Genomic DNA, 26,042 nt, shown 5'->3' on the forward strand with positions numbered 1-26,042 from the left:
GGCGATACTTCAGAGCCCAGAGAAGCCAACTGAAGATGACAATGGACCCCGCGTGGAAGAAGATCAGGTCCCAGAATCTGGTTGGATTATCCGCATAGGCAACCCATTCATTGCCTCGTAAGGCTGGGACTGTCATCGTCACCCAGCCGTGGGCAAGCACCCAGATCGAGTATGCGATCAGTGCGTACATCATCACATGTATCACCAGATCTTGTCGTGGGGTCATGCGCCACCAAGTCTCAGTTCGCTTTTCGGATCGCCTCGCCCGACCGTGATTGCTGAACTTTAATTTCGTATGACTGCTACATCCCCTGCGGGCCGCGGTTCATGGCTGCCACGCCGGTGCGGCAGATCTCGACCAGGCCGAGCGGCTTCATGATGGCGATGAACTGGTCGAGCTTGGAGCCCTTGCCGGTGATCTCGAAGATAAAATGCTCGGTGTTGGCGTCGATGACGCTGGCGCGGAACGCGTCGGCGAGCCTGAGCGCCTCGACCCGGGCCTCGCCGGTGCCGGCAACCTTGACCAGCGCCAGTTCCCGTTCCAGCGGCCGCTCCTGTCCGAACTCGTGCGAACGCACGGTGAGATCGACCACGCGATGCACCGGCACGATGCGCTCGAGCTGATGCTTGATCTGCTCCAGCACATGCGGCGTGCCGCGCGTCACGATGGTGATGCGCGACAGGTGTTTTTCATGCTCGGTTTCCGAGACGGTCAGGCTCTCGATGTTGTAGCCACGCCCGGAAAACAGGCCGATGACCCGGGCGAGCACGCCCGGTTCGTTATCGACCAGCACGGAAAGCGTGTGGTTTTCCGGCCGTTCCGTTTCCTTGGCGATGAAGTAGGCGGAACCGGTGGGTTGAAGGTGCTGTGCGTTCATGACATGAATCTCAAATTCTTGATCTAACTATCTGTTTCCGCACGGCTTATCTTGACAAGCCCTGCCCCGGTCCGTCGTCTACACCAGTTCCCTGCCCTTGGCGTCGATTGCATTGGCCACTACCTCGTCGGTGGCCTCGTCCGGCAACAGCATCTCGTTATGCGCCTTGCCAGACGGGATCATCGGGAAGCAGTTGGCGAGCGTCGCCACGCGGCAGTCGAACAGCACCGGTTTCCTGACCGAGATCATCTCCTTGATCGCGTCATCCAGTTCGTCTGGCTTGTCGCAGCGAATGCCATGGCCGCCATAGGCCTCGGCCAGCTTGACGAAATCGGGCATCGCTTCGGTGTAGGAGTGCGACAACCGATTGCCGTGCAGCAGCTGCTGCCACTGGCGCACCATGCCCATATACTGGTTGTTGAGGATGAAGATCTTGATCGGCGCGTCGTGCTGCACGGCGGCGCTCATCTCCTGCATGGTCATCTGCACCGAAGCATCGCCGGCAATGTCGACGACCAGCGCGTCGGGATGCGCGATCTGCACGCCGAGCGCGGCAGGCAGGCCGTAGCCCATCGTGCCCAGCCCGCCCGAGGTCATCCAGCGGTTCGGCTTCTCGAAATGATAATGCTGCGCCGCCCACATCTGGTGCTGGCCGACCTCGGTGGTGATGTAGGTGTCCATGTCCTTGGTCAGCTCGTACAGCCGCTGGATGGCGTATTGCGGCATGATCACGTCGTTGTTCATCTTGAAGGCGAGGGAATCGCGCCCGCGCCATTTGGCGATCTGCTCCCACCAGGGGTAGAGCGCCTTCTTGTCGGCCCTGGCGGTTGCCCGCCACAGCCGCACCATGTCTTCCAGCACGCGCCCGACATCGCCGATGATGGGCACTTCGGTGTGGACGTTCTTGTTGATCGAGGACGGATCGATATCGATGTGGATCTTGCGCGAGTTCGGCGAGAACGCATTCAGCCTGCCGGTGATACGGTCGTCGAAGCGCGCGCCGATGCAGAGCATGACGTCGCAGTCATGCATGGCCATGTTGGCTTCGTAGGTGCCGTGCATGCCGAGCATGCCGAGCCAGTTCTTGCCCGACGCCGGGTAGGCGCCGAGCCCCATCAGCGTCGAGGTGATCGGGAAACCGGTGAGGTCGACCAGTTCGCGCAAGAGATGGCTCGCTTCCGGGCCGGAATTGATGACACCGCCGCCAGAATAGATCACCGGTTTCCTGGCGCCGGCCATCAGTTCGACCGCCGCCTTGATCTTCTCCAGGTCGCCCTGGACCTTGGGCTGGTAGCTGGTGCGCGGCGCGATCTGCGGCGGCACATAAAAGCCCTTGGCGAACTGCACGTCCTTCGGGATGTCGACCACGACCGGACCGGGACGGCCGGTCGTCGCGACATGGAAGGCCTCGTGGATGGTCGCGGCGAGTTCGTTGACGTCCTTCACCAGCCAGTTGTGCTTGGTGCAGGGCCGCGTAATGCCGACCGTGTCGCATTCCTGGAACGCATCGGAGCCGATGAGCGAGGTCGGCACCTGACCGGTCAGGCAGACCAGCGGGATCGAATCCATCAGCGCATCCTGCAGCGGCGTCACCGCATTGGTGGCTCCGGGACCCGATGTCACCAGCATGACGCCGGCCTTGCCGGTCGACCGCGCATACCCCTCTGCCGCATGGCCGGCGCCCTGTTCGTGCCGCACGAGGATGTGCTCGACCTCGTCCTGCTGGAAGATCTCGTCATAGATCGGGAGAACGGCGCCGCCGGGATAACCGAAGACATGCTTGACGCCATTGTCCTTCAGCGCCTGCACCACCATTTCGGCGCCGGTCATTTCCCTACCTGCCATCTCGCGCCGCTCGTTCTGTCCATTGCTCATCGGTCTGGTCCCGTACTGTCCGCCATTGGGCGTTGCTGGTCGTTTAGTCGTGTTTCAGGCAATAAAAAAGGCCCCCGAGGGAGCCTGTGTCTGCGCATGGGGGGTTTTCGCCCGGCGGTTACACCGCCTTGCCCACGCGCCTTCCTACGAGAATGAGTGCCGTTTTCATGGTGGCGGACCATAAAGGCGAAGTCGCGGGGTCGTCAATGGGGTACCGTACGAATTCACTCAGCCGTGAGATCGGCTCCGCCGCGCGCTACCATAGTACAGTTGAGCCCATCCCATCGACGCACCACTATGCCGGGCTGACGACGTGCCTGGGAGGAAACGCGTTGCCGGCGAATGGGAGTCCCATCCCCAAGCAGGGAGGTCCCGGCCGGCCGCTTGCTGTTCCAGTGGAAGCCTGAACAGGCGTTCTTGGAAACCGACAACCGGAGGAGAAACCATGCTCGAGAGAACACCCACCACGAAGGCGCAGGCCCTGCTCGACAAGCTTGGCAAGGCGCTGGAGACCGGCGACATCGACGCGGCGGTCAACTGTTTCCAGGCGGATTGCTACTGGCGCGACCTCGTCACCTTCACCTGGAATCTCCGGACGATGGAGGGCCAGGAGCAGATCCGCGACATGCTGAAAGCGACGCTGGCTGGAACCCGGCCGAGCGACTGGAAGGTGGCCGAAGGCGAGGAGGCGACCGAAGCGGACGGCGTCACCACCGCCTGGATCACCTTCGAGACCGAGGTGGCGCGCGGCTTCGGCCTGGTGCGGTTCAAGGGCGACCTGATCTGGACCTTGCTCACCACCATGGCCGAACTCAAGGGCCATGAGGAGAAGGCCGGTTTCAATCGGCCGCTCGGCGCCAAGCACGGTCACGGCAAGGACAGGAAATCCTGGCGCGAGGAGCGTGATGACGAGATCGCCGAACTCGGCCGCGGCAAGCAGCCTTATGTCGTGATCATCGGCGGCGGCCAGGGCGGCATCGCGCTTGGCGCGCGGCTTCGGCAGCTCGGCGTGTCGACGATCATCATCGAGAAGAACGAGCGTCCCGGCGATTCCTGGCGCAAGCGCTACAAGTCGCTCTGCCTGCACGATCCGGTCTGGTACGACCATCTGCCCTATATCGACTTCCCCAAGAACTGGCCGGTCTTCGCCCCGAAGGACAAGATCGGCGACTGGCTGGAGATGTACACGAAGGTGATGGAGCTGAACTACTGGTCCTCCACCTCGGCTAAATCCGCGAAATACGACGAGACGGCCAAGGAATGGACCGTCGTGGTCGAGCGAGACGGCGAAGAGATCGTGCTCAAGCCCAAGCAGTTGGTGCTGGCCACCGGCATGTCCGGCAAGGCGAACTGGCCGAAATACAAGGGCCAGGACATCTTCAAGGGCGAGCAGCAGCATTCCTCGACCCATCCCGGCCCCGACAAATATCGCGGCAAGAAGGTCGTGGTCATCGGCTCCAACAACTCCGCCCACGACATCTGCGCGGCTCTCTGGGAGAGAGGCGCGGACGTTACCATGGTGCAGCGCTCCTCCACCCATATCGTCAAGTCCGACACACTGATGGATATCGGGCTCAGCGCACTCTATTCCGAGCAGGCGGTGGAGAACGGCATGACGACGCGCAAGGCCGACCTGATCTTCGCCTCCCTGCCCTATCGCATCCTGCACGAGTTCCAGATCCCGCTTTACCAGCAGATGAAGGAACGCGACGCGAAGTTCTACGCGGACCTGGAAAAGGCCGGCTTCCTGCTCGACTGGGGCGATGACGGCTCAGGCCTGTTCATGAAATATCTGCGCCGGGGTTCGGGTTACTACATCGATGTCGGCGCCTGCGACCTGGTCATAGACGGCTCGATCAAGCTCAAGAGCGGACCAGGTGCGGCGGTGCGGGAATTGACGCAAACCGGCGTCAAATTCGCCGATGGCACCGAATTGCCGGCCGATCTCGTGATCTACGCCACAGGCTACGGCTCGATGAACGGATGGGCGGCGGACCTCATCTCGCAGGAGGTGGCTGACAAGGTCGGCAAGGTCTGGGGCCTTGGCTCCAACACCGCCAAGGATCCCGGCCCCTGGGAAGGCGAGCAGCGCAACATGTGGAAGCCGACCCAGCAGGAGGCGCTGTGGTTCCATGGCGGCAACCTCCATCAGTCACGCCACTATTCGCAATATCTGGCGCTGCAGCTCAAAGCCCGGCAGGTTGGCTTGCCGACACCAGTCTACGGGCTGCAGCAGGTCCATCACAAGGGATAGGTCGCGTCTCCCGCATCGACACGGTGAACCTGTCCCGCGTCGGCGACGTCGAACAAGGCGGCAGCGGCGAGTTCGCCGCTGGGGCTGGTCGGCGATGGCGTGAAAACGCCCTCGTCAGCCAAACGCTCGCGGCAGGGCCGGTATGCCGCCACCGCGCTTTCGCCGTCGAAGCAGAAGCACATGGCTGTCTCCTCCTGATCATTGGTCTCGTCAGGGCCGATTGGCGAAGTCGTGCACGACGCGCTGCAGCAACGGCACATAGTCGCGAAACGCCCGCGTCCGCATATTGGCGACCTTGCCGCCCTCGTCCCAGATGCGAACCCGCACCGCTTCCTCATGGAACGGGTTCTCGCGGAACGCAGCCACCTCGTCGGCACTCATCGGTCCGCCCTGCAGCGACAAGGTATGAACCGAAGCCGGCGACAGCCTGGAGAAATAGGTCGGGTCGGCGGCGCAGAGATAGCGCTTGGCGGCAACGTGCAGCCGGACGCACTCGACGATGACAGGCGGGAAGAACGGCGCCAGCACTTCGCCGCCGGCCTCGTCATGGTGCTTGTCCTCGACATCGTCAGGCGAATAGGTGCCGAACTCGCTGGTGTAATGGCCGATGTCGTGCAGCAGCGCGGCGGCCACCAGCACGTCTGGGGCTCCATCCTGTTCCGCCAGCCAAGCCCCTTGCAGCATATGCTCGGACATCGTCACCGGCTCGCCGAGATAGGATTCGGCGCCCCGGCGCTCAAAAATGTCGGCGATGAATTCGACGATGGTGTCCGCGTTCAGATCCTGGCCGATCATTCCGCGGCCTCCTTGAAGCCGTGTTCGATCGCCGCGAGCGTCGACAACAGGCCGTCCTTGTCGGCGTAGCATCCCTGCAGCCAGCGCTTGCCGGTGCCGGAAAACGCCTTGCGGGCATGCATGACGCGGGTGTTGTCGACGATGAAGGCCTGGCCGGGCTCGAGCTTGAAGGTGACTTCGAAGGATGGATCCTCGATCAGCTCGGCGAAGCGGCGGTAGGCGGCATAATAAGCGCCCATCTCGGCGAACGACACGTCGACGGTCGGCGCCAGCGAACGGTTGTTGAAGCGGATGCAGATCAGTTCGCCGTCGGGTCCAAGCTCGATCATCGGGCGCTTCGCCTGCAGCCGCACGCCGGACGACCCCGCATATTCGAACCGCGCCGCATGGGAACTCAACAGCCGAAAACCTTCGGGATTTTCCGTTTGAAGAGCGGCCGCGACGGCAAAGCCGTCGACGACGCTGGATTCACCGCCCTCCACCGTGTTCTCGATGCAGGACAGGATCTGCAGCGTCGGCACCGGATCGCGATAGGGATTGTCGGTATGCGCCTGCAGGCCGAGATTGGTGTAGGCGAGATTGTTCGGGTTGACCTCGGCGCGCACTTCGAACCAGCGCCCGTAATTGGTCTCCCTGATATAGCCGAACAGGTCGGACACCTTGCACAGCGCCCCGGATTCGGCCGGCAGCCCGTCCATCACCGCAAAACCATAAGTCCTCACCGCCGAAAGCCATTCGCGCAGGACACCGCGGCCATGCAAGGCCGCCGGATAGCTGGCGCGCGGCACCGCGTTCTGCATCGTCGCCCTGGTCCAGCGCTGGATGACATCGCCTGTCCAACCAGGCTGGCGTGTCTCGTCGCGATCATAGGCGTTCGCACGCAGCCATTGGGCGGGAAAGCTGACCGTTTTTCCCTCCGGCTCGAAGCTGATCTCCAGCGCTCCGGCCTTGATGGCGGCAGCGCCAATTCTCGTCTTCGCCGGAATGTCGAGGATGGTGATCAGGCGTTGGCCATTGCCGGCGCTGCGCGTCTTGTCGTCAAGCGCGTTGTCGCGCAGCCAGACGGCGTGGAAGCGGGTACGCTTGCCTTCTGTCCAACCAAGTTCGATTGTTCTGCCTTCATCGCCAACCAGCACGTGGGTGAGCATGGAAATCCGTCCTGTCGCCTTGTTGCCCACGGTCGTGCCGTGGTTTGGATTGCATGTTGACCTCCCGAAAGGTATAATTCCAATTATCATTTTTTGGCCAATGGCAGCGATTTGGTAATGGCACGGCGAACCGCTCCTACCCTTCCTCCACTCGACTGGCTGCGCAGTTTCGAGGCTGCGGCACGGCTGTCGAACTTCACCGCGGCGGCAGCCGAACTCGGCCTGACCCAGGCGGCCGTCAGCCAGCACATCCGGCTGCTCGAGGAAAGGCTGAAGACGCGTCTGTTCTCGCGGCTGGCGCGTGGGGTCGCGCTGTCGCCGGAAGGTGCCGCCTACCTGCCCCACATCCAGTCGGCCTTCGCCACCATTGGCAGCAGCACCACGGAACTGTTCGAACCGCGCGCCGTCCAGACCGTCTCGCTCCGGGTGCCGATCTCGTTTGCGCTGCTGGCGCTGGTTCCGGCGCTGCCCGACCTCGCCGAGGCGCTGCCGCGCATCCAGCTTGATCTGGTGACGATCCATCGCCCGACCGACTACGATTTGCCAGGCTCGGCGCTCGACATCCGTTTCGGCAACGGATCCTTTCCCGGACGCGAGGCCGAGAGGCTGACCGCCGAGCGGCTTGTGCCGGTGGCAAGCCCGGCCTTGGCCAGTGCCGCCGACTGGACATCGCTGCCGCTGCTTCTGGTGGCCGGCGCACGCGAGATGTGGGCCGAATGGTTCGCGGCGGCCGGATTGGCCGGCCATCCCCGGCGCTCGCATCGCTTCGACAGTTTCGTTGCCGCCATGCATGCGGCGAGCGCCGGTGCCGGCGTCCTCCTTGGGTCGCGGCCCCTAATCGACGCGGCGCTCGACGGCGGAGCGCTGGTCCGGCTTTCCGTTTTTGAGCTGCCCAGCACGTCAGGGCATTTCCTGACGGGGCCGTCGACCGCGCACCTGACCAGCGCCGAGCAGGATTTCCGCCATTGGCTGCTGAAGCGCCTCGCCGGGAAGGCATGAGTGACTGGCGTTACCGCGACGCTGTGCCGATGCGCTTCCAGTAGATCAGCGTGCCCGTCAGCCCGCCATGCGGCTTCAGCGCATAGTCCGGAACTTCGCCGGCCAAGGTGAAGCCAAGCTTCTCATAAAGTCCCGACGCACCCTCTTCGCTCGCCGTATCCAGAACCAGCAGCGTGCGTCCCTTCTCCGCCGCGAGGCGTTCGGCGGCTCGCATCAGGCGCGTCCCGACACCCCTGCCCCGCTGCCCGACCGATGTCATCAGCTTGGCGATCTCGGCCCGATGCGGCTGATTGGGCGGACAGTCGAGCAGCAGGGTGACGGTGCCGACCAGAGCGCCGCCGTCCCATGCCCCAAGCACCATTCTTTGCCCTCGTGCCGCCGCGGCCAGCGACGTCTCCCAGAACGCGCTGGCAACATCCAACGCCAGCGGATGCATGAAGCTGACCGATCCGCCGGCGGCAACCGTTTCGACCAGCAGATCGGTCAGCTGTGCGAGTGTTTCCCGGCTTGCGGTCAACGGCCCGATTTCTATGACGTTCATACCTGGTCCTCTGGAAACGATTGATGGGTCGACAGCGCCGCTTCAGTCGAGATGGCGCACACGCCGCCGCTTGCGCGCGGCCTTGATGGCGCCGATGCGTTCGGTGTCTTCTTCCTTGAGATGCCGACCGCGCTCCAGGATCTCGAGCGTGTACTCCTCATAGGTCAGCCCCAGCCGTTCGGCCTTGTCCATCCGCATCAGCATGACTTCGCGGCTCGGCGCCTTCCATGCATTGGCGTGCGCGGCCTGCCAGGCCAGGAAGATGTATGGATCGCCCTTGCCCCATGGCGGCCCCTTGTAGTCGTCAAGAGGCGGCCCCCCATTGTGGGAGCGCTTTGGCCGTCGTGCCATGACGTCAGCTCCTGACCAGGGCGACGAGATAATCGGCGCCCGGCTCCAGCGCATGAAAGGTGCAATCCGACGGCGCTCCGAGCGCCAGGCAGTCGCCCGGTTCGAGCCTGTGCACCTGGTCACCCTCGGTGAATTCGAGTTTTCCCGAGATCAGCCAGATCTGCTGCTTGATGAAGGCGTAGGAAGCCGCCGGCAAGCTGACCTTCGCGCCCGCCGGCAGATGGACCTTGATCAGTTCGAGCGGCATGTCGCAGGCCGGCGACAAATGCCGCCTGACATAGCCTGTGTCGGGGTCGCGCCACACTGGCTGGCCGGCTGCGCGCAGCAGCCCGCCGCCCTGCAATTCCGCCCGTGCGATGAGGGTCGAGAGCGTCATGCCGAAGGCCGCCGCTATGCGCACCAGAAGTGCCGCCGTTGGGCTGGTCATGCCGCGCTCGATCGTGCTCAGCATTGCCTTGGAAACACCGGAGTGTTCGGCGAGCTCGGCCAGCGACCAGTCCCGCATGGTCCTTTCGGTATGGATACGCCTGCCGATGGTCGAGGAAATGTCGTTCGCTATATCATCCATTCGTTCATTATAACGAAATCAATAGGCGCGTGAAGAGCCATTTCAAAGCAATTTTCACCAGGACCTTAATCCTCTCTACACCATCCGACCTCATCCGACCTTAACCCCGTTCCTGTAGGGTACGGCCTCAAGGGAAATGAGGATTGGCCTGTCCATGTATGTCGAACGCGAAGCTTCAGTCGGAGAACCGACATCGCAGGAGCGCCGCACAGCCGACCAGCACGACAAGCGCATCCTGGGCAATGTCGTGCAATGCGACGGTGCGCGCGCCACCATCAGCGCCTATGCCGACGACGCCGATGGCGCGATCACCGGCCTGTGGACGGTCGGCAAGATGATCTCGATCAATCTTGGCACGACGCGAACCGTCGGCCTGGTCTACGCGATCGGCAAGTCGGATCTGGCCTGGAACAGTGACGGCAAGAACGCCATCGAGGTCAGCATCGAACTGATCGGCGAAGTCCGTGACGGCGCCGAAACCGGGGCCAGGCCGATCTTCGACCGCGGCATCACCATCTATCCGCATATCGGCGCCGTCGCGCACCGCATCCGCACCCGCGACCTGCAGGCGGTCTATGACCTGGCCGGCCGCCATTCGATCACCATCGGCTCGCTGGCGCAGGACGAGGCGATCGCCGCCAACATCGCCATCGATGACACGCTGGCGCGCCACTTCGCCATTGTCGGCACGACCGGCGTCGGCAAGTCGACAGCGGTGTCGCTGCTGCTGCGCAAGTCGATCGCGGCGCGACCGGACCTGCGCATCCTGATCCTCGATCCGCACAACGAGTTCGCGGCCTCGCTACCCGAATATTGCGTCAGGGTCGATTCCAAGACGCTCGACCTGCCGTTTTGGATGTTCACGCTGGAGGAATTCGCCGAAGTGCTGTTTCGCGGACGCGAGACGGTGCCGGAAGAGATCGATGCCCTTCGTGACCTCATTCCGCTCGCCAAGAATCTCTATCGCAACCCCGGTTCAGGCGCCTATCTCAGGCGCGGCAGCGATGCGCTGACCGCCGATACGCCGGTGCCCTACCGCATCGCCGACCTGCTCAAGCAGATCGACGAGCGCATGGGCATGCTCGAAAGCAAGACCGATCGTCCAACCCTCAAATCGCTCAAGACACGCATCGAATCGGCGGCGGCCGATCCGCGCTACCGCTTCATGTTCAATTCGCGCCTGATCGAGGACACCATCCACGAAACGATCGGCAACATCTTCCGCGTGCCGCATCATGGCCGTCCGGTGACCTGCTTCGAGATGGCCGGCATGCCGTCGGAAGTGGTCAATTCCGTCTGCTCGGTGCTGGCGCGTCTGGCCTTCGACCTTGCTTTGTGGAGCGAAGGCAAGCTGCAGCTGTTGTTCCTATGCGAGGAAGCGCACCGCTACATGCCCGCCGATGCGCGTCTCGGCTTCGCGCCGACCCGGCACGCGCTGTCGCGCATCGCCAAGGAAGGCCGCAAATATGGTTGCTATCTCGGCGTCGTCACCCAGCGCCCCGGCGAGCTCGACCCGACCATTCTCTCGCAGTGCTCGACCTTCTTCGCCATGCGGCTCGCCAACGAGCAGGACCAGGCGATCATCCGCTCGGCAATCGCCGACTCTTCTGCCTCCACGCTCGCTTTCCTGTCCTCCATGGGCCAGCGCGAAGCGATCGCCTTCGGCGAAGGCGTGGCGACGACCATGCGGCTGAAATTCGAAAGACTGCCCGCTCACCTGCTTCCAGGCACGGCCAAGCGCGAGGAAGACGTGACGTCCAAGGCCGGCGAGGTCGACCTGGTGGCGATCGTGGAGCGGCTGCGCAACGTGCCGAAACCGCAGAGCCAGGCGATGGCTTTCGCCGAGGTGGTCGATTCCGGCCGGCAGGCGGGCGACCCCGACTACCGCAAAGCGCCGGCGGCGACGCGCGTGCAGTCGGACGAAGATTTCGACACACGCTACGGCCTCAAACCCGCCACCTTCGGCCTGCGCCCGCAGAACGATTGAGCTGAGCGTCACGCCTCCATGAATAGTCCCGAGAATCCGTGCAAGCGGCCTATCCCGTCTTCGTCGGAAAGCTTGGGCGAAGCCCGTCAGGGAGTTGGTCAGGCTGAGCCGATTGGTGTTTTGGTCCGTGAGCACTGGCCTTCGCCGGCCGCAGCCTTAAAGCGCAACGTCTCATAAGTGCTTCGGCCGGCGAAGGCCGGAAGCGCAGAAGTCGGCAGCAAACGGCCAGCATCACGAATTCAGGGATGGGATTTTAGGCGCAGACGCGGTTGCGGCCTTGCCTTTTGGCTTCGTAGAGCTGGCGGTCGGCGCGGCGGTAGAATTCCTCGGCCGTTTCCTTGCGATCCCAGACTGCAAGCCCGACGCTGGTGGTGATCTTGAGCCGGACATTGTTGCCGGAGAGGATCGACATGTTGGCGATCGCCTTGCGGATGCGCTCGGCGAATTTGGCCAGAAGGTCCGCCTCCATGTTGGGCGTGACCACGGCGAACTCCTCACCACCCAGGCGCGCCACCACATCGTGGAAACGTGTCATGTCCTTGAGGCATCTGGCGACAGCCTTGAGCACCTCGTCGCCGACATCGTGGCCGTGCGTGTCGTTGACCTGCTTGAAATGGTCGAGATCGAGGATCATCAGCCCGACCGGTTTTTCGATGCGCCGGAACTCCTCGAGATATTCCTTCAGCGCGTCGTCGAAATAGCGTCGGTTCTGCATGCCGGTCAGGCCGTCGGTCAGGGCGGCATGCTCGAGCGTTTCGGAGCGGGCGCTGAGCGACACCGTCATGGCGCGCAACTTGCCCTCTTCGGTCGCCTGCTTGCGGATCAGCGGATAGATGAAGAAGATGCCGAAAAACAGCGCGGTGGCGAGCAGTACGCCAGTCGCGAACAGGAGCTTGTTGAGGTAGATGACCTTGTCCAGGCCGGAGGCCGTATGGAGTTCAGTGGCGAAGGATTGCAGTTGCCCATAGGCGTGCAGGGTCACCAGGCCAGCAGCCAGGATCACGAAGATAAAGACGAAAAAAGCGGATTCCGCTTTGTGGAAACGCATCTGCTCCCCGATGGAAAAATACCCCATGACCTTATCGCAGGGACCGACTTACGGAGCGTTAATTCCGACAACTTCGGCGAGAACCCTTCCCTCAGGGGCAACTTTTTAAGTTGCATTAGCAACAAGTGTTTGGATCGTGGTTTCGAGATCGTCACCGGGGCGAAGTCTCTGCCATTCCGGCCCCAGTTGATGGCGAAACCAGGTGGCTTGCCGCTTGGCATATTGCCTTGTCGCGATCTTGGCGCGCTCGATCGCCTCGGGAAAGCTCGACTGCCCTGAGATCGCGGCCTGGAGCTCGCGAACCCCGATCGCCTTCATCGCCGGCAGGTCTGGATCCAGACGAAGGGCCGCAAGCTGCTTGACTTCCTCCAGCGCGCCCTTGTCCAGCATCTGGTCGAAACGCCTTTCGATGCGGTCAACCAATGCTGCCCGATCCGGCTCGACGACCAGGAAATGCGCGCTCGGCCTGTCGATGAGCGGGAGGCCGCGCTCTGCCTGCCAGTCCAAGATCGACCGGCCGGAGGCGTCGAGCACCTCGAGCGCCCGCACGATGCGCTGACTGTCGGTTGGCTTCAACTGCATGGCGACGCTCGAATCCTCGCGTAGCAGCAAGGCATGCAGCTTGACCGCGCCTTGCTCCTTCAATTCGTAGCGCCAGCGGTCGCGTATCCGTTGCGGAATATCAGGCATTTCCGAAATCCCTTCAGCCAGCGCACGAAAGTAGAGGCCGGTGCCACCGACGAAGATTGGCCGCCGCGAGAGCGTCCCGTCATCAATGAGTTTCATGACGTCGCGCAGCCAGGCGCCGGTCGAGTAGGCGGTGCCGGGATGGACATGCCCATAGAGAAAATGCGGCGCTCGTGCGAGCTCGGCCGCCTGCGGCCGGGCCGTCAGCACGTCGAGAACCGCATAGCCCTGCATGGAATCGGTGTTGACGATGACGCCGCCTGTGCGTTCGGCCAGTTCAAGCGCCAGCGCCGACTTGCCGCTGGCGGTCGGCCCGGCTATCAGGATCGCGTTCTTCACGCGGCCTTCGCCCGCATCCGTGCCGGAATTCTCGATGCCGCTCATTGCCACGCTTGTTTCCCGTCCCGCCGATCGCGCTCTGTCGCCATCGCTTGCGAATATGGCCTCACGGTCGGTGGGCGCAAGCGCTGTCGTATGGCTGGCCGAAGGCATTGCCTGTGACATTGCCCTGCCGCCAGCGGCGCAGGCTGATGAAACGACCGCGAGCCTTCGTACCGCACTGGCCGCTGAGCCCGTCGACGTGATCGTCCAGCAGGCTGAAACACGCCGCAAGAAAATCCTTCTCGCCGACATGGACTCGACCATGATCGACCAGGAGTGCATCGACGAGCTGGCCGACGAGATCGGCGTCAAGGATCATGTCGCGGCGATCACCGCACGGTCGATGAACGGCGAGATCGCCTTCGAGCCGGCGCTGCGCGAGCGCGTGGCGCTCCTCAAGGGGCTCGATGCCGCCGTCGTCGACCATATCGTCGCCAATCGGCTGACCTTGGCCTCGGGCGGCCGCGCGCTGGTCCAGACCATGCGTGCCAACGGCGCCTGGACGGCGCTCGTCTCGGGTGGGTTCGAGGTTTTCACCACGCGCATCGCTGCGATGCTTGGCTTTCAGGAAGACCGCGCCAACCGCCTTCTCGACCAAGACGGACGCTTCACCGGGCTGGTCGGCGAGCCGATCCTCGGCCGCGCCGCCAAGGCCGAGGCGCTGCTCGAAATCTGTGCCCGTCTTGGCCTGACGCCGGCCGATGCCATCGCCGTCGGCGACGGCGCCAACGATCTCGACATGATCCGCCTGGCCGGAACCGGTGTCGCGCTGCATGCCAAGCCTTCCGTCGCGGCGCAGGCAAAAGTCCGGATCGACCATGCCGACCTCACTGCGCTGCTCTATCTGCAGGGCTACCGGCAGGAAGAATTCGTCCAATGAAGCCAATCCGTACCGAACGCCTGATCCTGCGCAATTGGGAGGATCGCGACCGCGAATTGTTCCATCGCATCAATTCCGATGATCGCGTGATGGAGTTCTTCCCGTTTCGCCGCGACCGTGCCGCCGCCGACGCCAAGATGGATGAGTTCCGCGCCTGGGTCGATGAGGACGGCTACGGCTTCGCCGCGGCCGAGATTGCCGCGACCGGCGAATGCATCGGTTTCGTCGGCCTCCTCGCGACCGATGATGTGCCATCGCTGCCGGCCGACACAATCGAGATCGGCTGGCGGTTGGCTCCCGAATTCTGGGGCAAGGGCTATGTCACCGAGGCCTCGGAGGCATGGCTGGCCTACGGCTTCGAGACACTGGCCGTCGACGAGATCGTTTCCTTCGCCGTGGCGGAAAACCACCGCTCGACCGCCGTTATGAAACGCCTCGGCATGACCGCCGACCCATCGAGCGATTTCGACCACCCCAGCATTCCAGACAGCCATCCCGCGCTCAAGCGGCATGTGCTCTACCGGCTGTCGCGCGAGGACTGGCAGGCAAGAAAAAGGGCGGCTCTCTAACCGCCCTTCCATCAAAATCAGATTCTGCCGGCGTACTGGATCAATCCATCCGGATCGTAACGAAGCGCAACTCACCGGTCTTCGACGCCAGCATCAAGAGCGCGTTCTTGCGGCCCTGCTCCTTCAGCGCGCCAATCCGGTCCATGACGTCCTTAGGCGTGGCGACCGACTCCTGCGCGATCTCGGTGATCACCTCGCCAGGCTGGATACCGCGTTCCGCGGCGGCGGAGTCCTTGGCCACGTCGGTGATGACGACGCCGGAAACATCGCCGGCGATGCTGAACTTCTTGCGCGTCTCGTCGTTGAGTTCGCCGACCGTCATGCCAAGCACCGAGGCGGTCGAGACGGCCGGAGCCTTGTCAGCGCCCTTGTCCTGGTCGGTATTGCCATTCTCGCCGCTGGCCAGCTTCTCGCCATCCTCAAGCCGGCCGAGCGTCACCTTCACCGTCTGCTCGACACCCTTGCGCACGATCAGCACGTCGACGGCCTTGCCCACCGGGCTTTCGGCGACGACGCGCGGCAGGTCGCGCATTTCATGGATGTCCTTGCCGTCGAACTTGATGATGACGTCGCCGGCCTGGATGGTGCCGTTGTCGACTGGTCCGCCCTTGATGACGCCGGCCACCAGCGCGCCCTTGGCGGTCGCCATGCCGAGGCTTTCCGCGATGTCGTCGGTCACCGGCTGGATGCGCACGCCGAGCCAGCCGCGCCGCGTCTCGCCATATTGGCGCAACTGCTCGACGACGCCAGAGGCGAGCTGCGAGGGAATGGAGAAGCCGATGCCGATCGAACCGCCGGACGGCGAAATGATCGCCGTGTTCATGCCGATGACCTCACCGGCGCTGTTGAACAGCGGCCCGCCCGAATTGCCGCGGTTGATCGCGGCGTCGGTCTGGATGAAGTCGTCATAGGGGCCTGAATTGATATCGCGGTTGCGCGCCGAGACGATGCCGACCGTGACCGTGCCGCCGAGGCCGAACGGATTGCCGACCGCCATCACCCAGTCGCCGACGCGCATCTTGGTGGAATCGCCGAATTTCACCGCTGTCAGCTTGTGGCCTTTCGGATCGACCTTCAGCACCGCGACGTCGGTCTTGGTGTCGGTGCCGACCAGCGTCGCCTTCAAGGTCACGCCATCGGAGAAATTGACCTCGATGTCGTCGGCATCGGCGATCACGTGGTTGTTGGTGACGACGATGCCTTGTTCGGCGTCGATGACGAAACCTGAACCGAGCGACTGGACCTTCTGCGAGCCGCCATCCTTTTCGCCACCGCGGTTCTTGAAGAAATCGTCGAAGAAATCCTGGAACGGCGAGCCTTCGGGCAGTTGCGGCATCGGCACCGCGCCCGGCCCTTCCGTGCCCTTCACCGTCTGCGAGGTCGAGATGTTGACCACCGCGCCAAGCACGCCTTGCGCCAGGTCGGCGACCGACGCCGGTCCGTCGGCGGCGAATGTCGGGGTCACGAAGGACGGAACGGCGACGGCGCCCAGGACCAGCGCTGCCGCGCCGGCGACCAACGTCCGTCGAGCGGCGTCCAAAAGGGTGTTGGATGTCATCGAGAAGCCTCCCGGCATTTCTAAAAGAGAAAAGCGCTTCGACGAAAACGCCGTGTCGCGCCATGATGGCAAGAAATACGGCACGTTTGCGGCTATGACTATCGGTGGAGTGTAAATCGAGCGTTATTCCGCAAACCGCCGCCTCTACACGCCCCGCACCAGCCAGACGACGCCAACACCAATGGCGATCGCCGCCAGCCCGCCGATCCGCAACGCATTCTTCGGCATCGACAGCACTTCGCCCGCGAGCTTCTTCGCAAGGCGGGGAAAGCCGCCATAGACCAGGCCCTCTATGACGAGGACCAGGCCTATCGCCGCGAAGAAATCCTGCACCGGCCGTTACTGGCCGGTGCTGGGTTGTGTCGTCGGCGCGGCAGGTGCCGCAGCCGGCGCCGTCGGTTTCGCCGGTCCTTCCTTGCCGTCGGGATCGCGGAAGTAGCGGAAGAACTCCGAACTCGGCGACAGCACCATGGTCGTCCCGGTGTTGTCCAGCGCGGTGCCATAGGCATTCATCGACCGGTAGAAGTCGAAGAAGGCGGGATCGCGCTTGTAGGCATCGGCGAAGGTGGCGCTGCGCTGCGCCTCGCCCTCACCGCGCAGGATCTCGGACTCCTTCTGCGCTTCGGCAACGATCTCGACCACTTCACGATCGGCGCGCGCCGTGATGCGCTGTGCCGCTTCGTTGCCGCGTGCCCGCAGCCGCGCGGCCTCCGCCAGGCGTTCCGCCTTCATGCGGTCGTAGGTCTGCTGTGAAACTTCGGCCGTCAGGTCGGTGCGGCGGATGCGAACATCCTCGATCTGCAAGCCGAGCGACGTGGCGTCGGGCCTGAGCTGATCGCGCACTTCGCGCATCATCACGGCACGCTCTTCGGAAAGCGCGGCCTCGAAATCGCGCAGACCGTAGACGCGGCGCAGGGCAGCGTCGAGACGCGTCCTGAGCCGCGCTTCGGCCAGTTCAATCTGACCGGACACGGCGGCCCGGAAGACGCGCGGATCCGAGATGCGATAGGCGATGAAGGCATCGACCTCATAGAATTTGCCGCCCGAGACCTGGACGCGGATGTTGTCGAGGTCGAAGCGCAGCACCCTGTTTTCGATCAGTTGCACCGTATCGGCGTCGAAGAACGAGAACGGCGCCTTGAAGTAGATACCGGGCTCGCTCTTGACGTCGACGATCTCACCGAAGCGGAGCACCAGCGCCTGCTGGCGCGCATTGACCACGAAGACCGAGGAATAGATCAGGAACAGGACGACCGCCGCCACGGCGACGAAGATGGGAACACGGTTGGCCATCACTTGGTACCTCCCGTGTTCGCGGCGGGCGCGGCCGGTGCTGGCGGTTTCGGCTGCAATGCGGGCAGCGGCAGATAAGGCAAGACACCCTGTCCGTTGTTCTGCTCGACGATGACCTTGCTCGAGTCCTTCAGAACCCTCTCCATGGTTTCCAGATAAAGGCGTTTGCGCGTGACATCGGGGGCTTTGGCATATTCGTCGTAGACCGAGATGAAGCGCTGCGCCTCACCTTCGGCTTCCTGCACCACACGGTTTTTGTAGGCGGCCGCGTCTTCGCGGACCTGGGCCGCCTCGCCGCGTGCCTGGCCGAGCTTCTGGTTGGAATACTGATTGGCCTGCTCGACGAACTTGTCCTCGTCCTGCTCGGCGCGCTGCACCTCGTCGAACGCATCTGCCACCTCGCGTGGCGGTGCCGCATCCTCGATGGAGACGGCGTTGACGTTGAGACCGGCCTTGTAGCCGTCCAGCGTCGTCTGGATGATCTCGCGCACCGAGGCCGCGATGCCCTGGCGATCGTCGCGGAAAATGTCCTGCGCCGGCCGGCGGCCGACGGCTTCGCGCATGGCGCTCTCGGCAACCTGCCGCAGCATGCCGTCCGGGTCGGAGACGTCGAACAGGTAAGCGCGGGGATCGGAGACCTGGTAGGCCACCGAAAACTGCACATTGACGATATTCTGGTCGCCCGAGAGCATCAGCCCGTTGCCGCTGGTATTGCCGCCGCCAATGTCGACAAGCTGCTCTGAAATCTTCGCCGTCTCGACGGTCTCGAGAGGCCACCAGTGGAAATGCAGGCCTGGCTGGGAAAGCTCGGCCTTCGGCTTGCCGAAGCGCAGTTCGACCGCGACCTCGTCGGGCTGCACGGTATAGACCGCCTGGAAGGCCCACAGAACAACCAGCACCGCGGCAATCAGGCCGAACACCGCCGGACTGGCGCCACCGCCGCCGGGCAGCGCGCGCCGCAGCCGATCCTGGCCACGGCGAATGATGTCCTCGAGGTCGGGAGGCGACCCCTGCGGGCCGCTTGGCCCCTTCGGTCCCTGCCCCCAGGGTCCCTGATTGTTACCGCCGCCACCCCACGGGCCGCCGCCTCCGCCACCTTTGTCGTTCCAGGGCATGAATGTCCTTTCGCTTGGAATTCCCTCAAGCGCCGCGGTTACGGCGCAAATCCAGTGTCGTTCTTCTATAGGGACGCCACGGCGCGCTTTCAACGCGATGCGCCGCCGACTTCATCCGTTTTGGGCCGGTAGCGACCCTTTGTCGTCCTTTATCTTCAAACTATCTCGCGGCGGCGCTCATAAACCGTATAGCGCGTCGCATGGCTGTCCTTTTCTCCTGACGCAATCTCCCGCGAACTGACCACTTGCCATGCATCAGGGTCGATCGGCGGGAAATGCGCGTCGCCATCGACGGCGGCCAGCACATGGGTCACGTGCAGGCGCTCGGCCAGCGGCAGCGCCTGGGCATAGATTTCGCCGCCGCCGATGATGCAGACCTCGTCGACGCCCGTCATGCGGCGTCCGCGCACGGTTGCCAGCTGGATCGCGGCTTCGAGCGTATGCGCCACCTCGACGCCCTCGGCACGCCAGGCCTTGTCGCGGGTGACGACGATGTTCAGCCTGCCCGGCAGCGGCCGGCCGATGCCTTCATAGGTCTTGCGGCCCATGATGATGGGCTTGCCCATCGTGTCGGCCTTGAACCGCTTGAGGTCGGTGGAGAGCCGCCAGGGCAACCCGCCGTCCCGCCCGATCACGCCGTTCTCGGCAATGGCGACATAGATCGCGACATGCATCAGTTTGCATCCCCGCCATTGCTGTCCGACGGGACAAGCAGGAGGATGTCGATGTCGTGCTCGGGATAGAAATCGTTCGCCTTCATCTCGAAACGCGTCGGCCCGACCTTTTTGACGTTGTCGCCGCAGAACGAGACCAGGGCTTTCGGGTTGCCCTTGTCAATGGTCAGCTTGAACTTGCCGATGGTGCCCGCCGCCCAGTTGCCGCCGGTGGTCAGAATATAGGCGATGCGGCTTTCGTAGAATTTGGGATAGTCGTCCGGATTGTCCTTCGCCGCCTTGCGCACCGCATTCTCGAATGTGTCGTCCATGCAGTAGCGGCTCTTGTAGGCCGCGTATGAGTTCTGGAACTGGCCTTCATTGAAGAAACTGACCGAGGATGTGCCGCCCACGCTGGGCTTGTAGCGGTGCGAGACGTGAACGTCCTTGTTGGCCGGAAAGGCCGCGCGCCACCAATAGGTCGAGCGCAATTGCCAGAACGGCGAATAGACCGGTTTTTGGCCACTGTCGGCTGTGGAATCCCCGATGATGATGCCGCGGTCGACCCAGTCGTCAGCCACCCCTTGCGGCAGCTTCGCCAGCGCCGCCTTGGCCGCGTCGCCGAACGGGTTGAAGGGCACGTTTTGCGCCTTGAGGTCGGCGCCGATGTCGATGCCGAGCGCGAGCACCTTCTGCTCGAGTTGGGGCTTGGCCGCGACGCCGTCGATCGTCACCTCGAAGCCGAGGAAATTATCGCTCTGGTTTTCCGGGATCGCCGGCATCTCTTCGGGATCGCCCGAAATGTCGGGCATCGGGAAGGCGACTATCGCGTCGACATCCTTGTCGGTGTTGTTGTGGAAGACGTAGTCCACCGTCACCTTTTCGGGCGAGATGAAAAGATCCTCGCTTTGCATCGCCACGGCATCGCTGCGCGACAGGATCAGGCCGCCGGTGCCAAGCTCGGCAACCGAATCATTGGCCATTGCAGGCGCCGCTGAAAGCGCCAACGCTAAAGCCAGAACAGATCGCAACATCGAAGCCCCCTCGGCTGGAATGCCTGGATGACCCTAGCCGTTCGATGCGGCGTTTCAAAGCCCTTCCGCTTGCTGGGCGTGCGTGACCGGTCTGGACACGCGGGCGGTCTGGACACGCACGCGGTCTGGACACGCAGGCGGTCTGGACTAACAGGTTCCGATGGGGCAGGAGTTCGCGCCATGCGCAAGCTTCTCGTCATCGGCATCGGCGCCGGCAATCCCGACCACATGACTGTCCAGGCCATAGCAGGGCTGAACAGGGCGGACGTCCTGTTTATTCCCGACAAGGGCACCGACAAGACCGACCTTGCCAACCTGCGGCGCGGCATCTGCGACCGCTTCGTCACCAACCCGGCCTCACGCCGGGTCGAGTTCGACGTGCCGGTGCGTGCCGAACCAACCTCTTCCTATCGTTCGACCGTCGACGACTGGCATGAAGCCATCGCCGCCATCTACGAGGCACTGATCCGCGACGAGATCTCCGGTGATGGCTGCGGCGCCTTCCTGATTTGGGGCGATCCTTCGCTCTATGACAGCGCTCTGCGCATCCTCGAGCGCGTGCGCCTGAGGGGCAATGTTGCATTCGACCTGGAAGTCATCCCCGGTATAACGGCCGTCCAGGCGCTGGCAGCCAGCCACAAAACGGCGCTGAACCGCATCGGCGATCCCGTGCTGATCACCACCGGCCGCCGCCTGACCGAGGAAGGCATGCCGGACAATGCCGGCAGCGCCGTCGTCATGCTCGACGGCAAATGCGCCTTCAACACGCTGGCTGACCAGGACCTTTTCATCCAATGGGGCGCCTACCTAGGCACGCCCGACGAGATCATCATCTCCGGCCGCCTTGGCGATGTCGGCGCCGACATCGAAAAGCGCCGCGACGAAGCCCGCCGGAAGAAAGGCTGGATCATGGATACGTATTTGCTGCGAAAGCCGGAGTAGTGGAATAGTGAGTAGTCAGTAGTCAGTAGTCAGTAGTCAGTAGGGACTAGGCTGTACTCACTACTCACTACTCGCTACTCACTACTCACTACTCACTACTCCCCTATCCCGCCTCAATCTCCGACTGCAACGCGTCCATATGCGTCGCCGCGGCCGCACTCGCCGCGCGCTCGATGGCGCGAAAACGGCTGACCACGGCCAGGCCGACGGTCGTCAGTTGCGCGCCGCCGCCCTTGCGGCCGCCGGTCTGCGCCGCCACCAGCGGCTTGCCGAACACCCGGTTCATGTCCTCGACCAGGTCCCATGCGTGCTTGTAGGACATCTCCATGCCGCGCGCGGCGGCCGAGATCGAACCGAAGGTGGCGATGTGCTCCAGAAGCTCAATCTTGCCAGGACCGATCCGCCCGTCCGGATCGAGATTTATCCGCAAGCTCAGCGACGGCATTGTTGCTCCTCCGCGACCGCTTCAGCTTCGGCGACCGTTATTCCAAAACAATATAGCGCCGATCACCGCCGCTGTCAGCCATCGACGTCGAGCGGCAGACCGGCGCCGGTATTTCCCCGATCGAAGCTCACGGTCTTGACCACCGCGAAAACCTTGCCGCCGAGCCGCAGCTTCAGCGCCTGCCGCGACTGTTCCGTGATGCGGGCGAGCACCGTTGCCCCATTGCAGTCGATGCCGATTTCGACCGTCGGCCCCTCGCCGGGACTGATCGCGACGATCGTGCCGGGCAGGATGTTGAGGGCACTGAGGCCCGTCGGTTCCTCCGCGGCGATCATCACGTCGCGAGCGCGAATGCGGATACGCACGGGAGCCCCGGCCTTCATCCCAAGACGCGGCACGCGGATCTCGCCGGCGGCCGAGCCGAGCACGGTCATCCCAAAAGCCTCCTCGTGACGCAGCACCTTCGTGTCCAGCACGGCGCCGCCCTCGCCGCGCTCTTCCACCGGCAACAGGTCGAGCCTTTGCATGACAGCGTCGGTCGGGCCGCTGGCCGTGACCTTGCCCCGCGCCAGCATCACGACGTGGCTCGCCAGCCGCGCCACCTCGGCGACCGAATGGCTGACATAGACGATCGGGATCTTCGTTTCGTCGCGCAGCCGCTCGATATAGGGCAGGATCTCGGCCTTGCGCGCTTCGTCGAGCGAGGCCAGCGGCTCGTCCATGAGCAGCAGTCTGGGGCTGGCCAGCAGCGCCCTGCCGATCGCCACGCGCTGCTTCTCGCCGCCCGAGAGTTTTGCCGGTCGTCGCCCAAGCAGCGGGCCGATGCCCAGCAATTCTACAACGGCGTCCATGTCCGCATAGCGTTCCGCCGCCGGCGTGAACCAGCGACCGTAGCACAGATTGCTCATCACGCTCATATGCGGAAACAGGCGCGCATCCTGGAACACCATGCCGATGCGGCGTTTGTGCCTTGGCACGAAAATGCCGGCACCCGCGTCGACCAGCACGCGGCCATCGACCTCGATGCGCCCCTTGTCCGGCCGGATCAGCCCGGCAATCATGTTGATCAGCGTCGTCTTGCCGGAACCGGACGGCCCGAACAGCGCCGTCAGCCGTCCGGCGCTCTCGAAGCGGGCATCGATGGCGAAATCGCCAAGCCGGTGGCCGATGTCGACAAGGACGCTCATTCGATGTCCATCCGCCGCCCGACCCGCCGCGCCAGCACTTCCGATGCGACCAATGCCGCCATCGAGATGACGATCGAAATCAGCGTCAGTCGCAGCGCCCCTTCGTCGCCGCCCGGCACCTGGGTAAAAGTGTAGATCGCCGACGGCAGCGTCTGCGTCTCGCCAGGAATGTTGGAGACGAAAGTGATCGTCGCGCCGAACTCGCCCATCGCCTTGGCGAAGGACAGGATGGCGCCGGCGATCAGCCCGGGCAGGATCAGCGGCAGCGTGATGGTGCCGAACACCCACAGCGGGTTGGCGCCGAGCGTTCCCGCCGCCGCCTCCATCTTGCGATCCACCGCCTCGATCGACAGCCGGATCGCCCGCACCATCAGGGGAAAGCCCATGACACCGCAAGCAAGGGCGGCACCCGTCCAGCGAAACGAGAAGACGATGCCGAAATGCTCGGCCAAGAAGGCACCGGCCGGGCCGCGCTTGCCGAACGTCAAAAGCAGGAGATAACCGGTCACCACGGGCGGCAGGATCAGCGGCAGGTGCACCACCCCGTTGAGCAGCGTCTTGCCCCAGAATTGCCCCCGGGCAAGCAGCAGCGCGATCGCTATGCCCGGCGGCAGGCTGGCGAGCATCGCCACCGTCGCCACCTTGATGGACAGCCGGACCGCATTCCATTCGTCGGGAGTGAGGTCCAGCAGCCAGCTCATAGTGCGGTATCGGGCCTTTTCGAACTCAGTTGCTCGCCGACTCAGTTGCTGGGCGTGAGCACGGTAAAACCCTGTTCCCTAAAGAGCGCGCCAGCCTTGGCGGACTGCAGGCACTTCAGGAAGGCCAGCGTATCCTTGTCCTTCGAATCGGCGGTCTGGGCAACCGGATAGATGATCGGCGGATGTGAATCCTCGGGGAAGGTGCCGACCACCTTGACGCCCTTTTCGGCGTGCGCGTCGGTGGCATAGACGATGCCGAGGGCGGCCTCACCAGTTGAAACCAGCTTCAGCGCCGCACGGACATTCTCGGCCTGTGCCACCTTGCCCTCGACCGAGGACCAGACGCCGAGCGATTCCAATGCCGCCTTGCCGTACTTGCCGGCCGGCACGGCCTTGAAGTCGCCCATGGCAAGCTTGCCATCGCCGACGAGCTTGGCGAGGTCAAAGCCTTTCTCGATCTTGGTTTCGACCGTCGAATCCTTCGGCGCCACCAGCACGATCTCGTTGCCCAGCAGCTTCACTTCCGTGTCGGGCTTGGTCAGCTTCTTGTCGGAGAGATATTTCATCCAGTCGAGATCGGCGGAGATGAAGACGTCGGCCGGCGCCCCACCCTCGATCTGCTTGGCCAATGCCGAACTCGCGGCATAGGAAACGGTCGCGGCCTCGCCGACATCGGCTTCGCAGGCCTTGTTCACCGCATCGAGCGCGTCCTTGAGACTGGCCGCCGCGAACACCACGACCTTGTCTTCCGCGTGCGCTGCCGGCATTGCCGCCATCAATGTCGCCGCAAAGCCGCCAATGGCGATCATCCTCAACCCGAAACCTTTGCGTGTCATCGAAAACTCTCCCTGGGTTCAAACTCCGGTTGGCTCGAAGCCTGTAGACCGATATATCCGCATGGATATAACAAGGGAAGGCCCGGCCGGCTGAAACTCGATCCGGCGCTGCATGATTGTTCTGATAAGACCGCCGCCGCGAAAGGAACTGCAATGAAGATCAGCGCCCGCAACGTGCTCGAGGGAACGATCACCGAAATCGTCAAGGGAGCCACCACCTCGCATGTACGCATCGACATCGGCGGCGGCATCATCGTCACCGCCTCGATCACCAATGAAGCTGCCGCCGACCTCAAGCTCGAAAAGGGCAAGCAGGCCTACGACGTGGTCAAGGCCTCGGACGTGATGGTCGGCATCGACTGAAAAGCCGCGGCTCAGACCGCGATGGGCGCCTTGATCGACGCATCGGCGACGTAGTTTTCCAGCCGGAAATCCTCGAAGTGGAAGGCGAAAAGGTCCTTCACCTCAGGATTGATCCACATCGTCGGCAGGGTCCTTGGCGTGCGCCGCAACTGTTCGCGCGCCTGCTCGAAATGGTTCGAGTAGAGATGCGCGTCGCCAAGCGTGTGGACGAAATCGCCCGGCTTCAGCCCGGTCACCTGCGCCACCATCAGCGTCAGCAGCGCGTAGGACGCGATGTTGAACGGCACGCCGAGGAAGATGTCGGCGGAGCGCTGGTAGAGCTGGCAGGAAAGCCGGCCCTCGGACACGTAGAACTGGAAAAGGCAGTGGCAAGGCGGCAGCGCCATTGCTTCCACCTCGGCGGGATTCCAGGCCGAGACGATCAGCCGCCGTGATTGAGGATTGCGGCGGATCTCCTTGAGAAGATTGGCGATTTGGTCGATCGAGCCGCCATGGCCGTCTGGCCAGGATCGCCACTGCCTGCCGTAGACCGGGCCGAGATCGCCATTCTCGTCGGCCCATTCATCCCAGATCGAAACGCCGTGGTCGGTCAGGTACTTGATGTTGGTGTCGCCGGCCAGGAACCAGAGGAGTTCATGGATGATCGACTTCAGATGCAGCTTCTTGGTGGTGGTGACCGGAAATCCGCGCGCCAGATCGAAGCGCATCTGGTAGCCGAAGACGGAGCGCGTGCCGGTGCCGGTGCGGTCGCCACGATCGGCGCCGTTGTCCAGCACATGCTGCAGGAGATCGAGATATTGGCGCATCGGTTCCGGGCTCGATTCGGGATCTCTCCGATCATAGCGCATATAGGCGCTGACGCCACGCTTGTCTGAGATCGTCCCCACTTAGCAGGGACGAAGCCCGCCCAGAATCCTCACCGGCGAACCGGAAGCGCGGAAATCGCCAACCGGC

The 26,042-nt window shown here is 63.5% G+C and carries 28 protein-coding genes; 7 read left to right on the plus strand and 21 right to left on the minus strand.

Annotation, left to right across the window (positions count from 1 at the left end):
* Positions 1-302: 302 nt before the first annotated feature.
* Together ilvN and LB524_RS01345 are read right to left on the minus strand one after the other, a co-directional pair.
* On the minus strand, positions 303-878 hold the full coding sequence (gene ilvN, locus LB524_RS01340; protein WP_013894763.1) for an acetolactate synthase small subunit: 576 nt from the start codon (positions 876-878) through the stop codon (positions 303-305).
* A 78-nt stretch (positions 879-956) separates the two neighbouring features.
* The gene (locus LB524_RS01345) at positions 957-2,753 is read right to left on the minus strand and encodes an acetolactate synthase 3 large subunit (RefSeq protein ID WP_140822173.1); all 1,797 of its coding nucleotides are present in this window, start codon (positions 2,751-2,753) and stop codon (positions 957-959) included.
* 445 nt (positions 2,754-3,198) lie between these two features.
* Here LB524_RS01345 and LB524_RS01350 point away from each other — a divergent pair, with 445 nt between their 5' ends.
* Positions 3,199-5,007, plus strand: a complete 1,809-nt coding sequence (locus tag LB524_RS01350; protein WP_224523265.1) for an NAD(P)/FAD-dependent oxidoreductase — start codon at positions 3,199-3,201, stop codon at positions 5,005-5,007.
* On the opposite strand, the gene LB524_RS01355 is transcribed toward LB524_RS01350, so the two are convergent.
* Genes LB524_RS01355 through LB524_RS01365 form a run of 3 tightly spaced genes read right to left on the minus strand, consistent with a single transcriptional unit; the run spans position 4,995 to position 6,950 of the window.
* Complete coding sequence (locus tag LB524_RS01355; RefSeq protein ID WP_015317290.1) at positions 4,995-5,189, minus strand: hypothetical protein; 195 nt, start codon at positions 5,187-5,189, stop codon at positions 4,995-4,997. The genes LB524_RS01350 and LB524_RS01355 overlap by 13 nt on opposite strands.
* A 28-nt stretch (positions 5,190-5,217) precedes the next feature.
* Positions 5,218-5,802 (minus strand): HD domain-containing protein, encoded by a 585-nt coding sequence (locus LB524_RS01360; RefSeq protein ID WP_015317289.1) that lies wholly within the window; start codon positions 5,800-5,802, stop codon positions 5,218-5,220.
* Complete coding sequence (locus LB524_RS01365) at positions 5,799-6,950, minus strand: gamma-butyrobetaine dioxygenase (RefSeq protein WP_015317288.1); 1,152 nt, start codon at positions 6,948-6,950, stop codon at positions 5,799-5,801. The genes LB524_RS01360 and LB524_RS01365 overlap by 4 nt, the downstream gene beginning before the upstream one ends.
* Positions 6,951-7,067: 117 nt before the next feature.
* Between LB524_RS01365 and LB524_RS01370 the strand changes: the two genes are divergently transcribed.
* Positions 7,068-7,949 (plus strand): LysR family transcriptional regulator, encoded by an 882-nt coding sequence (locus LB524_RS01370; protein WP_015317287.1) that lies wholly within the window; start codon positions 7,068-7,070, stop codon positions 7,947-7,949.
* A gap of 10 nt (positions 7,950-7,959) precedes the next feature.
* Here the strand turns inward: LB524_RS01370 and LB524_RS01375 are convergent, their stop codons facing one another.
* The 3 genes from LB524_RS01375 to LB524_RS01385 are packed head-to-tail and all read right to left on the minus strand — an operon-like array spanning position 7,960 to position 9,409.
* Entirely contained in the window at positions 7,960-8,490 is a 531-nt protein-coding gene (locus LB524_RS01375; RefSeq protein WP_015317286.1) for a GNAT family N-acetyltransferase, read from the minus strand.
* Between the two features lie 42 nt (positions 8,491-8,532).
* Positions 8,533-8,841, minus strand: a complete 309-nt coding sequence (locus tag LB524_RS01380; RefSeq protein WP_015317285.1) for a hypothetical protein — start codon at positions 8,839-8,841, stop codon at positions 8,533-8,535.
* Between the two features lie 4 nt (positions 8,842-8,845).
* Positions 8,846-9,409 (minus strand): helix-turn-helix domain-containing protein, encoded by a 564-nt coding sequence (locus LB524_RS01385; protein ID WP_140714676.1) that lies wholly within the window; start codon positions 9,407-9,409, stop codon positions 8,846-8,848.
* Between the two features lie 154 nt (positions 9,410-9,563).
* Here LB524_RS01385 and LB524_RS01390 point away from each other — a divergent pair, with 154 nt between their 5' ends.
* Positions 9,564-11,396 (plus strand): ATP-binding protein, encoded by a 1,833-nt coding sequence (locus LB524_RS01390; protein WP_224523266.1) that lies wholly within the window; start codon positions 9,564-9,566, stop codon positions 11,394-11,396.
* A 253-nt stretch (positions 11,397-11,649) separates the two neighbouring features.
* Here LB524_RS01390 and LB524_RS01395 read toward each other — a convergent pair whose 3' ends face one another.
* The gene (locus tag LB524_RS01395; protein ID WP_140724132.1) at positions 11,650-12,444 is read right to left on the minus strand and encodes a GGDEF domain-containing protein; all 795 of its coding nucleotides are present in this window, start codon (positions 12,442-12,444) and stop codon (positions 11,650-11,652) included.
* Between the two features lie 105 nt (positions 12,445-12,549).
* Positions 12,550-13,515 carry a tRNA (adenosine(37)-N6)-dimethylallyltransferase MiaA gene (miaA, locus tag LB524_RS01400; protein ID WP_224523268.1) on the minus strand — a complete coding sequence of 322 codons (966 nt, stop codon included), beginning with the start codon at positions 13,513-13,515 and terminating at the stop codon, positions 12,550-12,552.
* Here miaA and serB point away from each other — a divergent pair.
* A complete protein-coding gene (serB, locus tag LB524_RS01405; protein ID WP_015317280.1) occupies positions 13,505-14,392 on the plus strand; it encodes a phosphoserine phosphatase SerB in 888 nt (295 codons plus the stop codon). The genes miaA and serB overlap by 11 nt on opposite strands.
* The gene (locus LB524_RS01410; protein ID WP_140714668.1) at positions 14,389-14,961 is read left to right on the plus strand and encodes a GNAT family N-acetyltransferase; all 573 of its coding nucleotides are present in this window, start codon (positions 14,389-14,391) and stop codon (positions 14,959-14,961) included. Before serB ends, LB524_RS01410 begins: the two co-directional genes overlap by 4 nt.
* 40 nt (positions 14,962-15,001) lie before the next feature.
* Here the strand turns inward: LB524_RS01410 and LB524_RS01415 are convergent, their stop codons facing one another.
* The 6 genes from LB524_RS01415 to LB524_RS01440 form a co-directional block, all read right to left on the minus strand.
* Positions 15,002-16,519 carry a DegQ family serine endoprotease gene (locus tag LB524_RS01415; RefSeq protein ID WP_140788782.1) on the minus strand — a complete coding sequence of 506 codons (1,518 nt, stop codon included), beginning with the start codon at positions 16,517-16,519 and terminating at the stop codon, positions 15,002-15,004.
* A 144-nt stretch (positions 16,520-16,663) separates the two neighbouring features.
* The gene (locus LB524_RS01420) at positions 16,664-16,852 is read right to left on the minus strand and encodes a DUF2065 domain-containing protein (protein WP_224523271.1); all 189 of its coding nucleotides are present in this window, start codon (positions 16,850-16,852) and stop codon (positions 16,664-16,666) included.
* Positions 16,853-16,858: 6 nt separating this feature from the next.
* Positions 16,859-17,812, minus strand: coding sequence for a protease modulator HflC (hflC, locus tag LB524_RS01425; protein ID WP_140822191.1), 954 nt, complete (start codon positions 17,810-17,812; stop codon positions 16,859-16,861).
* On the minus strand, positions 17,812-18,927 hold the full coding sequence (hflK, locus tag LB524_RS01430) for an FtsH protease activity modulator HflK (RefSeq protein WP_015317275.1): 1,116 nt from the start codon (positions 18,925-18,927) through the stop codon (positions 17,812-17,814). The genes hflC and hflK overlap by 1 nt, the downstream gene beginning before the upstream one ends.
* 155 nt (positions 18,928-19,082) lie before the next feature.
* Positions 19,083-19,601: a dihydrofolate reductase gene (locus tag LB524_RS01435; RefSeq protein ID WP_224523272.1), complete on the minus strand. Its 519-nt coding sequence runs from the start codon at positions 19,599-19,601 to the stop codon at positions 19,083-19,085.
* Entirely contained in the window at positions 19,601-20,614 is a 1,014-nt protein-coding gene (locus LB524_RS01440) for a DUF4424 domain-containing protein (RefSeq protein WP_224523273.1), read from the minus strand. Before LB524_RS01440 ends, LB524_RS01435 begins: the two co-directional genes overlap by 1 nt.
* A gap of 180 nt (positions 20,615-20,794) precedes the next feature.
* Here LB524_RS01440 and cobF point away from each other — a divergent pair, with 180 nt between their 5' ends.
* Positions 20,795-21,556 carry a precorrin-6A synthase (deacetylating) gene (gene cobF, locus LB524_RS01445; protein WP_224523274.1) on the plus strand — a complete coding sequence of 254 codons (762 nt, stop codon included), beginning with the start codon at positions 20,795-20,797 and terminating at the stop codon, positions 21,554-21,556.
* Between the two features lie 103 nt (positions 21,557-21,659).
* Here the strand turns inward: cobF and LB524_RS01450 are convergent, their stop codons facing one another.
* The 4 genes from LB524_RS01450 to modA form a co-directional block, all read right to left on the minus strand.
* On the minus strand, positions 21,660-22,001 hold the full coding sequence (locus tag LB524_RS01450; protein ID WP_015317271.1) for a winged helix-turn-helix domain-containing protein: 342 nt from the start codon (positions 21,999-22,001) through the stop codon (positions 21,660-21,662).
* Between the two features lie 74 nt (positions 22,002-22,075).
* Positions 22,076-23,188 carry a molybdenum ABC transporter ATP-binding protein gene (gene modC / locus LB524_RS01455; protein ID WP_224523277.1) on the minus strand — a complete coding sequence of 371 codons (1,113 nt, stop codon included), beginning with the start codon at positions 23,186-23,188 and terminating at the stop codon, positions 22,076-22,078.
* A complete protein-coding gene (modB, locus tag LB524_RS01460; RefSeq protein WP_023782669.1) occupies positions 23,185-23,889 on the minus strand; it encodes a molybdate ABC transporter permease subunit in 705 nt (234 codons plus the stop codon). The genes modC and modB overlap by 4 nt, the downstream gene beginning before the upstream one ends.
* Positions 23,890-23,930: 41 nt before the next feature.
* Positions 23,931-24,725, minus strand: a complete 795-nt coding sequence (gene modA / locus LB524_RS01465; RefSeq protein ID WP_015317268.1) for a molybdate ABC transporter substrate-binding protein — start codon at positions 24,723-24,725, stop codon at positions 23,931-23,933.
* A gap of 153 nt (positions 24,726-24,878) precedes the next feature.
* Between modA and LB524_RS01470 the strand changes: the two genes are divergently transcribed.
* Positions 24,879-25,088: a molybdopterin-binding protein gene (locus tag LB524_RS01470; protein WP_224523279.1), complete on the plus strand. Its 210-nt coding sequence runs from the start codon at positions 24,879-24,881 to the stop codon at positions 25,086-25,088.
* 11 nt (positions 25,089-25,099) lie between these two features.
* On the opposite strand, the gene LB524_RS01475 is transcribed toward LB524_RS01470, so the two are convergent.
* Positions 25,100-25,894, minus strand: coding sequence for a thymidylate synthase (locus LB524_RS01475; protein ID WP_140726216.1), 795 nt, complete (start codon positions 25,892-25,894; stop codon positions 25,100-25,102).
* Positions 25,895-26,042: the final 148 nt, after the last annotated feature.

This window comes from Mesorhizobium sp. ESP6-5 (assembly GCF_020164695.1).
Lineage (GTDB): Bacteria > Pseudomonadota > Alphaproteobacteria > Rhizobiales > Rhizobiaceae > Mesorhizobium > Mesorhizobium australicum.

What these genes read in the sequence shown, in the direction of transcription:
- modA (WP_015317268.1), bottom strand. Translation starts at nt 24,725, where the DNA reads ATGACACGCAAAGGTTTCGGGTTGAGGATGATCGCCATTGGCGGCTTT.
- LB524_RS01415 (WP_140788782.1), bottom strand. Translation starts at nt 16,519, where the DNA reads ATGACATCCAACACCCTTTTGGACGCCGCTCGACGGACGTTGGTCGCC.
- LB524_RS01475 (WP_140726216.1), bottom strand. Translation starts at nt 25,894, where the DNA reads ATGCGCCAATATCTCGATCTCCTGCAGCATGTGCTGGACAACGGCGCC.
- LB524_RS01435 (WP_224523272.1), bottom strand. Translation starts at nt 19,601, where the DNA reads ATGCATGTCGCGATCTATGTCGCCATTGCCGAGAACGGCGTGATCGGG.
- cobF (WP_224523274.1), top strand. Translation starts at nt 20,795, where the DNA reads ATGCGCAAGCTTCTCGTCATCGGCATCGGCGCCGGCAATCCCGACCAC.
- LB524_RS01375 (WP_015317286.1), bottom strand. Translation starts at nt 8,490, where the DNA reads ATGAACGTCATAGAAATCGGGCCGTTGACCGCAAGCCGGGAAACACTC.
- LB524_RS01450 (WP_015317271.1), bottom strand. Translation starts at nt 22,001, where the DNA reads ATGCCGTCGCTGAGCTTGCGGATAAATCTCGATCCGGACGGGCGGATC.
- hflC (WP_140822191.1), bottom strand. Translation starts at nt 17,812, where the DNA reads ATGGCCAACCGTGTTCCCATCTTCGTCGCCGTGGCGGCGGTCGTCCTG.
- LB524_RS01410 (WP_140714668.1), top strand. Translation starts at nt 14,389, where the DNA reads ATGAAGCCAATCCGTACCGAACGCCTGATCCTGCGCAATTGGGAGGAT.
- hflK (WP_015317275.1), bottom strand. Translation starts at nt 18,927, where the DNA reads ATGCCCTGGAACGACAAAGGTGGCGGAGGCGGCGGCCCGTGGGGTGGC.
- LB524_RS01390 (WP_224523266.1), top strand. Translation starts at nt 9,564, where the DNA reads ATGTATGTCGAACGCGAAGCTTCAGTCGGAGAACCGACATCGCAGGAG.
- LB524_RS01380 (WP_015317285.1), bottom strand. Translation starts at nt 8,841, where the DNA reads ATGGCACGACGGCCAAAGCGCTCCCACAATGGGGGGCCGCCTCTTGAC.
- LB524_RS01370 (WP_015317287.1), top strand. Translation starts at nt 7,068, where the DNA reads ATGGCACGGCGAACCGCTCCTACCCTTCCTCCACTCGACTGGCTGCGC.
- modC (WP_224523277.1), bottom strand. Translation starts at nt 23,188, where the DNA reads ATGAGCGTCCTTGTCGACATCGGCCACCGGCTTGGCGATTTCGCCATC.
- LB524_RS01440 (WP_224523273.1), bottom strand. Translation starts at nt 20,614, where the DNA reads ATGTTGCGATCTGTTCTGGCTTTAGCGTTGGCGCTTTCAGCGGCGCCT.
- LB524_RS01395 (WP_140724132.1), bottom strand. Translation starts at nt 12,444, where the DNA reads ATGCGTTTCCACAAAGCGGAATCCGCTTTTTTCGTCTTTATCTTCGTG.
- LB524_RS01470 (WP_224523279.1), top strand. Translation starts at nt 24,879, where the DNA reads ATGAAGATCAGCGCCCGCAACGTGCTCGAGGGAACGATCACCGAAATC.
- ilvN (WP_013894763.1), bottom strand. Translation starts at nt 878, where the DNA reads ATGAACGCACAGCACCTTCAACCCACCGGTTCCGCCTACTTCATCGCC.
- modB (WP_023782669.1), bottom strand. Translation starts at nt 23,889, where the DNA reads ATGAGCTGGCTGCTGGACCTCACTCCCGACGAATGGAATGCGGTCCGG.
- LB524_RS01365 (WP_015317288.1), bottom strand. Translation starts at nt 6,950, where the DNA reads ATGCTCACCCACGTGCTGGTTGGCGATGAAGGCAGAACAATCGAACTT.
- LB524_RS01350 (WP_224523265.1), top strand. Translation starts at nt 3,199, where the DNA reads ATGCTCGAGAGAACACCCACCACGAAGGCGCAGGCCCTGCTCGACAAG.
- serB (WP_015317280.1), top strand. Translation starts at nt 13,505, where the DNA reads ATGCCGCTCATTGCCACGCTTGTTTCCCGTCCCGCCGATCGCGCTCTG.
- LB524_RS01355 (WP_015317290.1), bottom strand. Translation starts at nt 5,189, where the DNA reads ATGTGCTTCTGCTTCGACGGCGAAAGCGCGGTGGCGGCATACCGGCCC.
- LB524_RS01345 (WP_140822173.1), bottom strand. Translation starts at nt 2,753, where the DNA reads ATGAGCAATGGACAGAACGAGCGGCGCGAGATGGCAGGTAGGGAAATG.
- LB524_RS01360 (WP_015317289.1), bottom strand. Translation starts at nt 5,802, where the DNA reads ATGATCGGCCAGGATCTGAACGCGGACACCATCGTCGAATTCATCGCC.
- LB524_RS01385 (WP_140714676.1), bottom strand. Translation starts at nt 9,409, where the DNA reads ATGGATGATATAGCGAACGACATTTCCTCGACCATCGGCAGGCGTATC.
- miaA (WP_224523268.1), bottom strand. Translation starts at nt 13,515, where the DNA reads ATGAGCGGCATCGAGAATTCCGGCACGGATGCGGGCGAAGGCCGCGTG.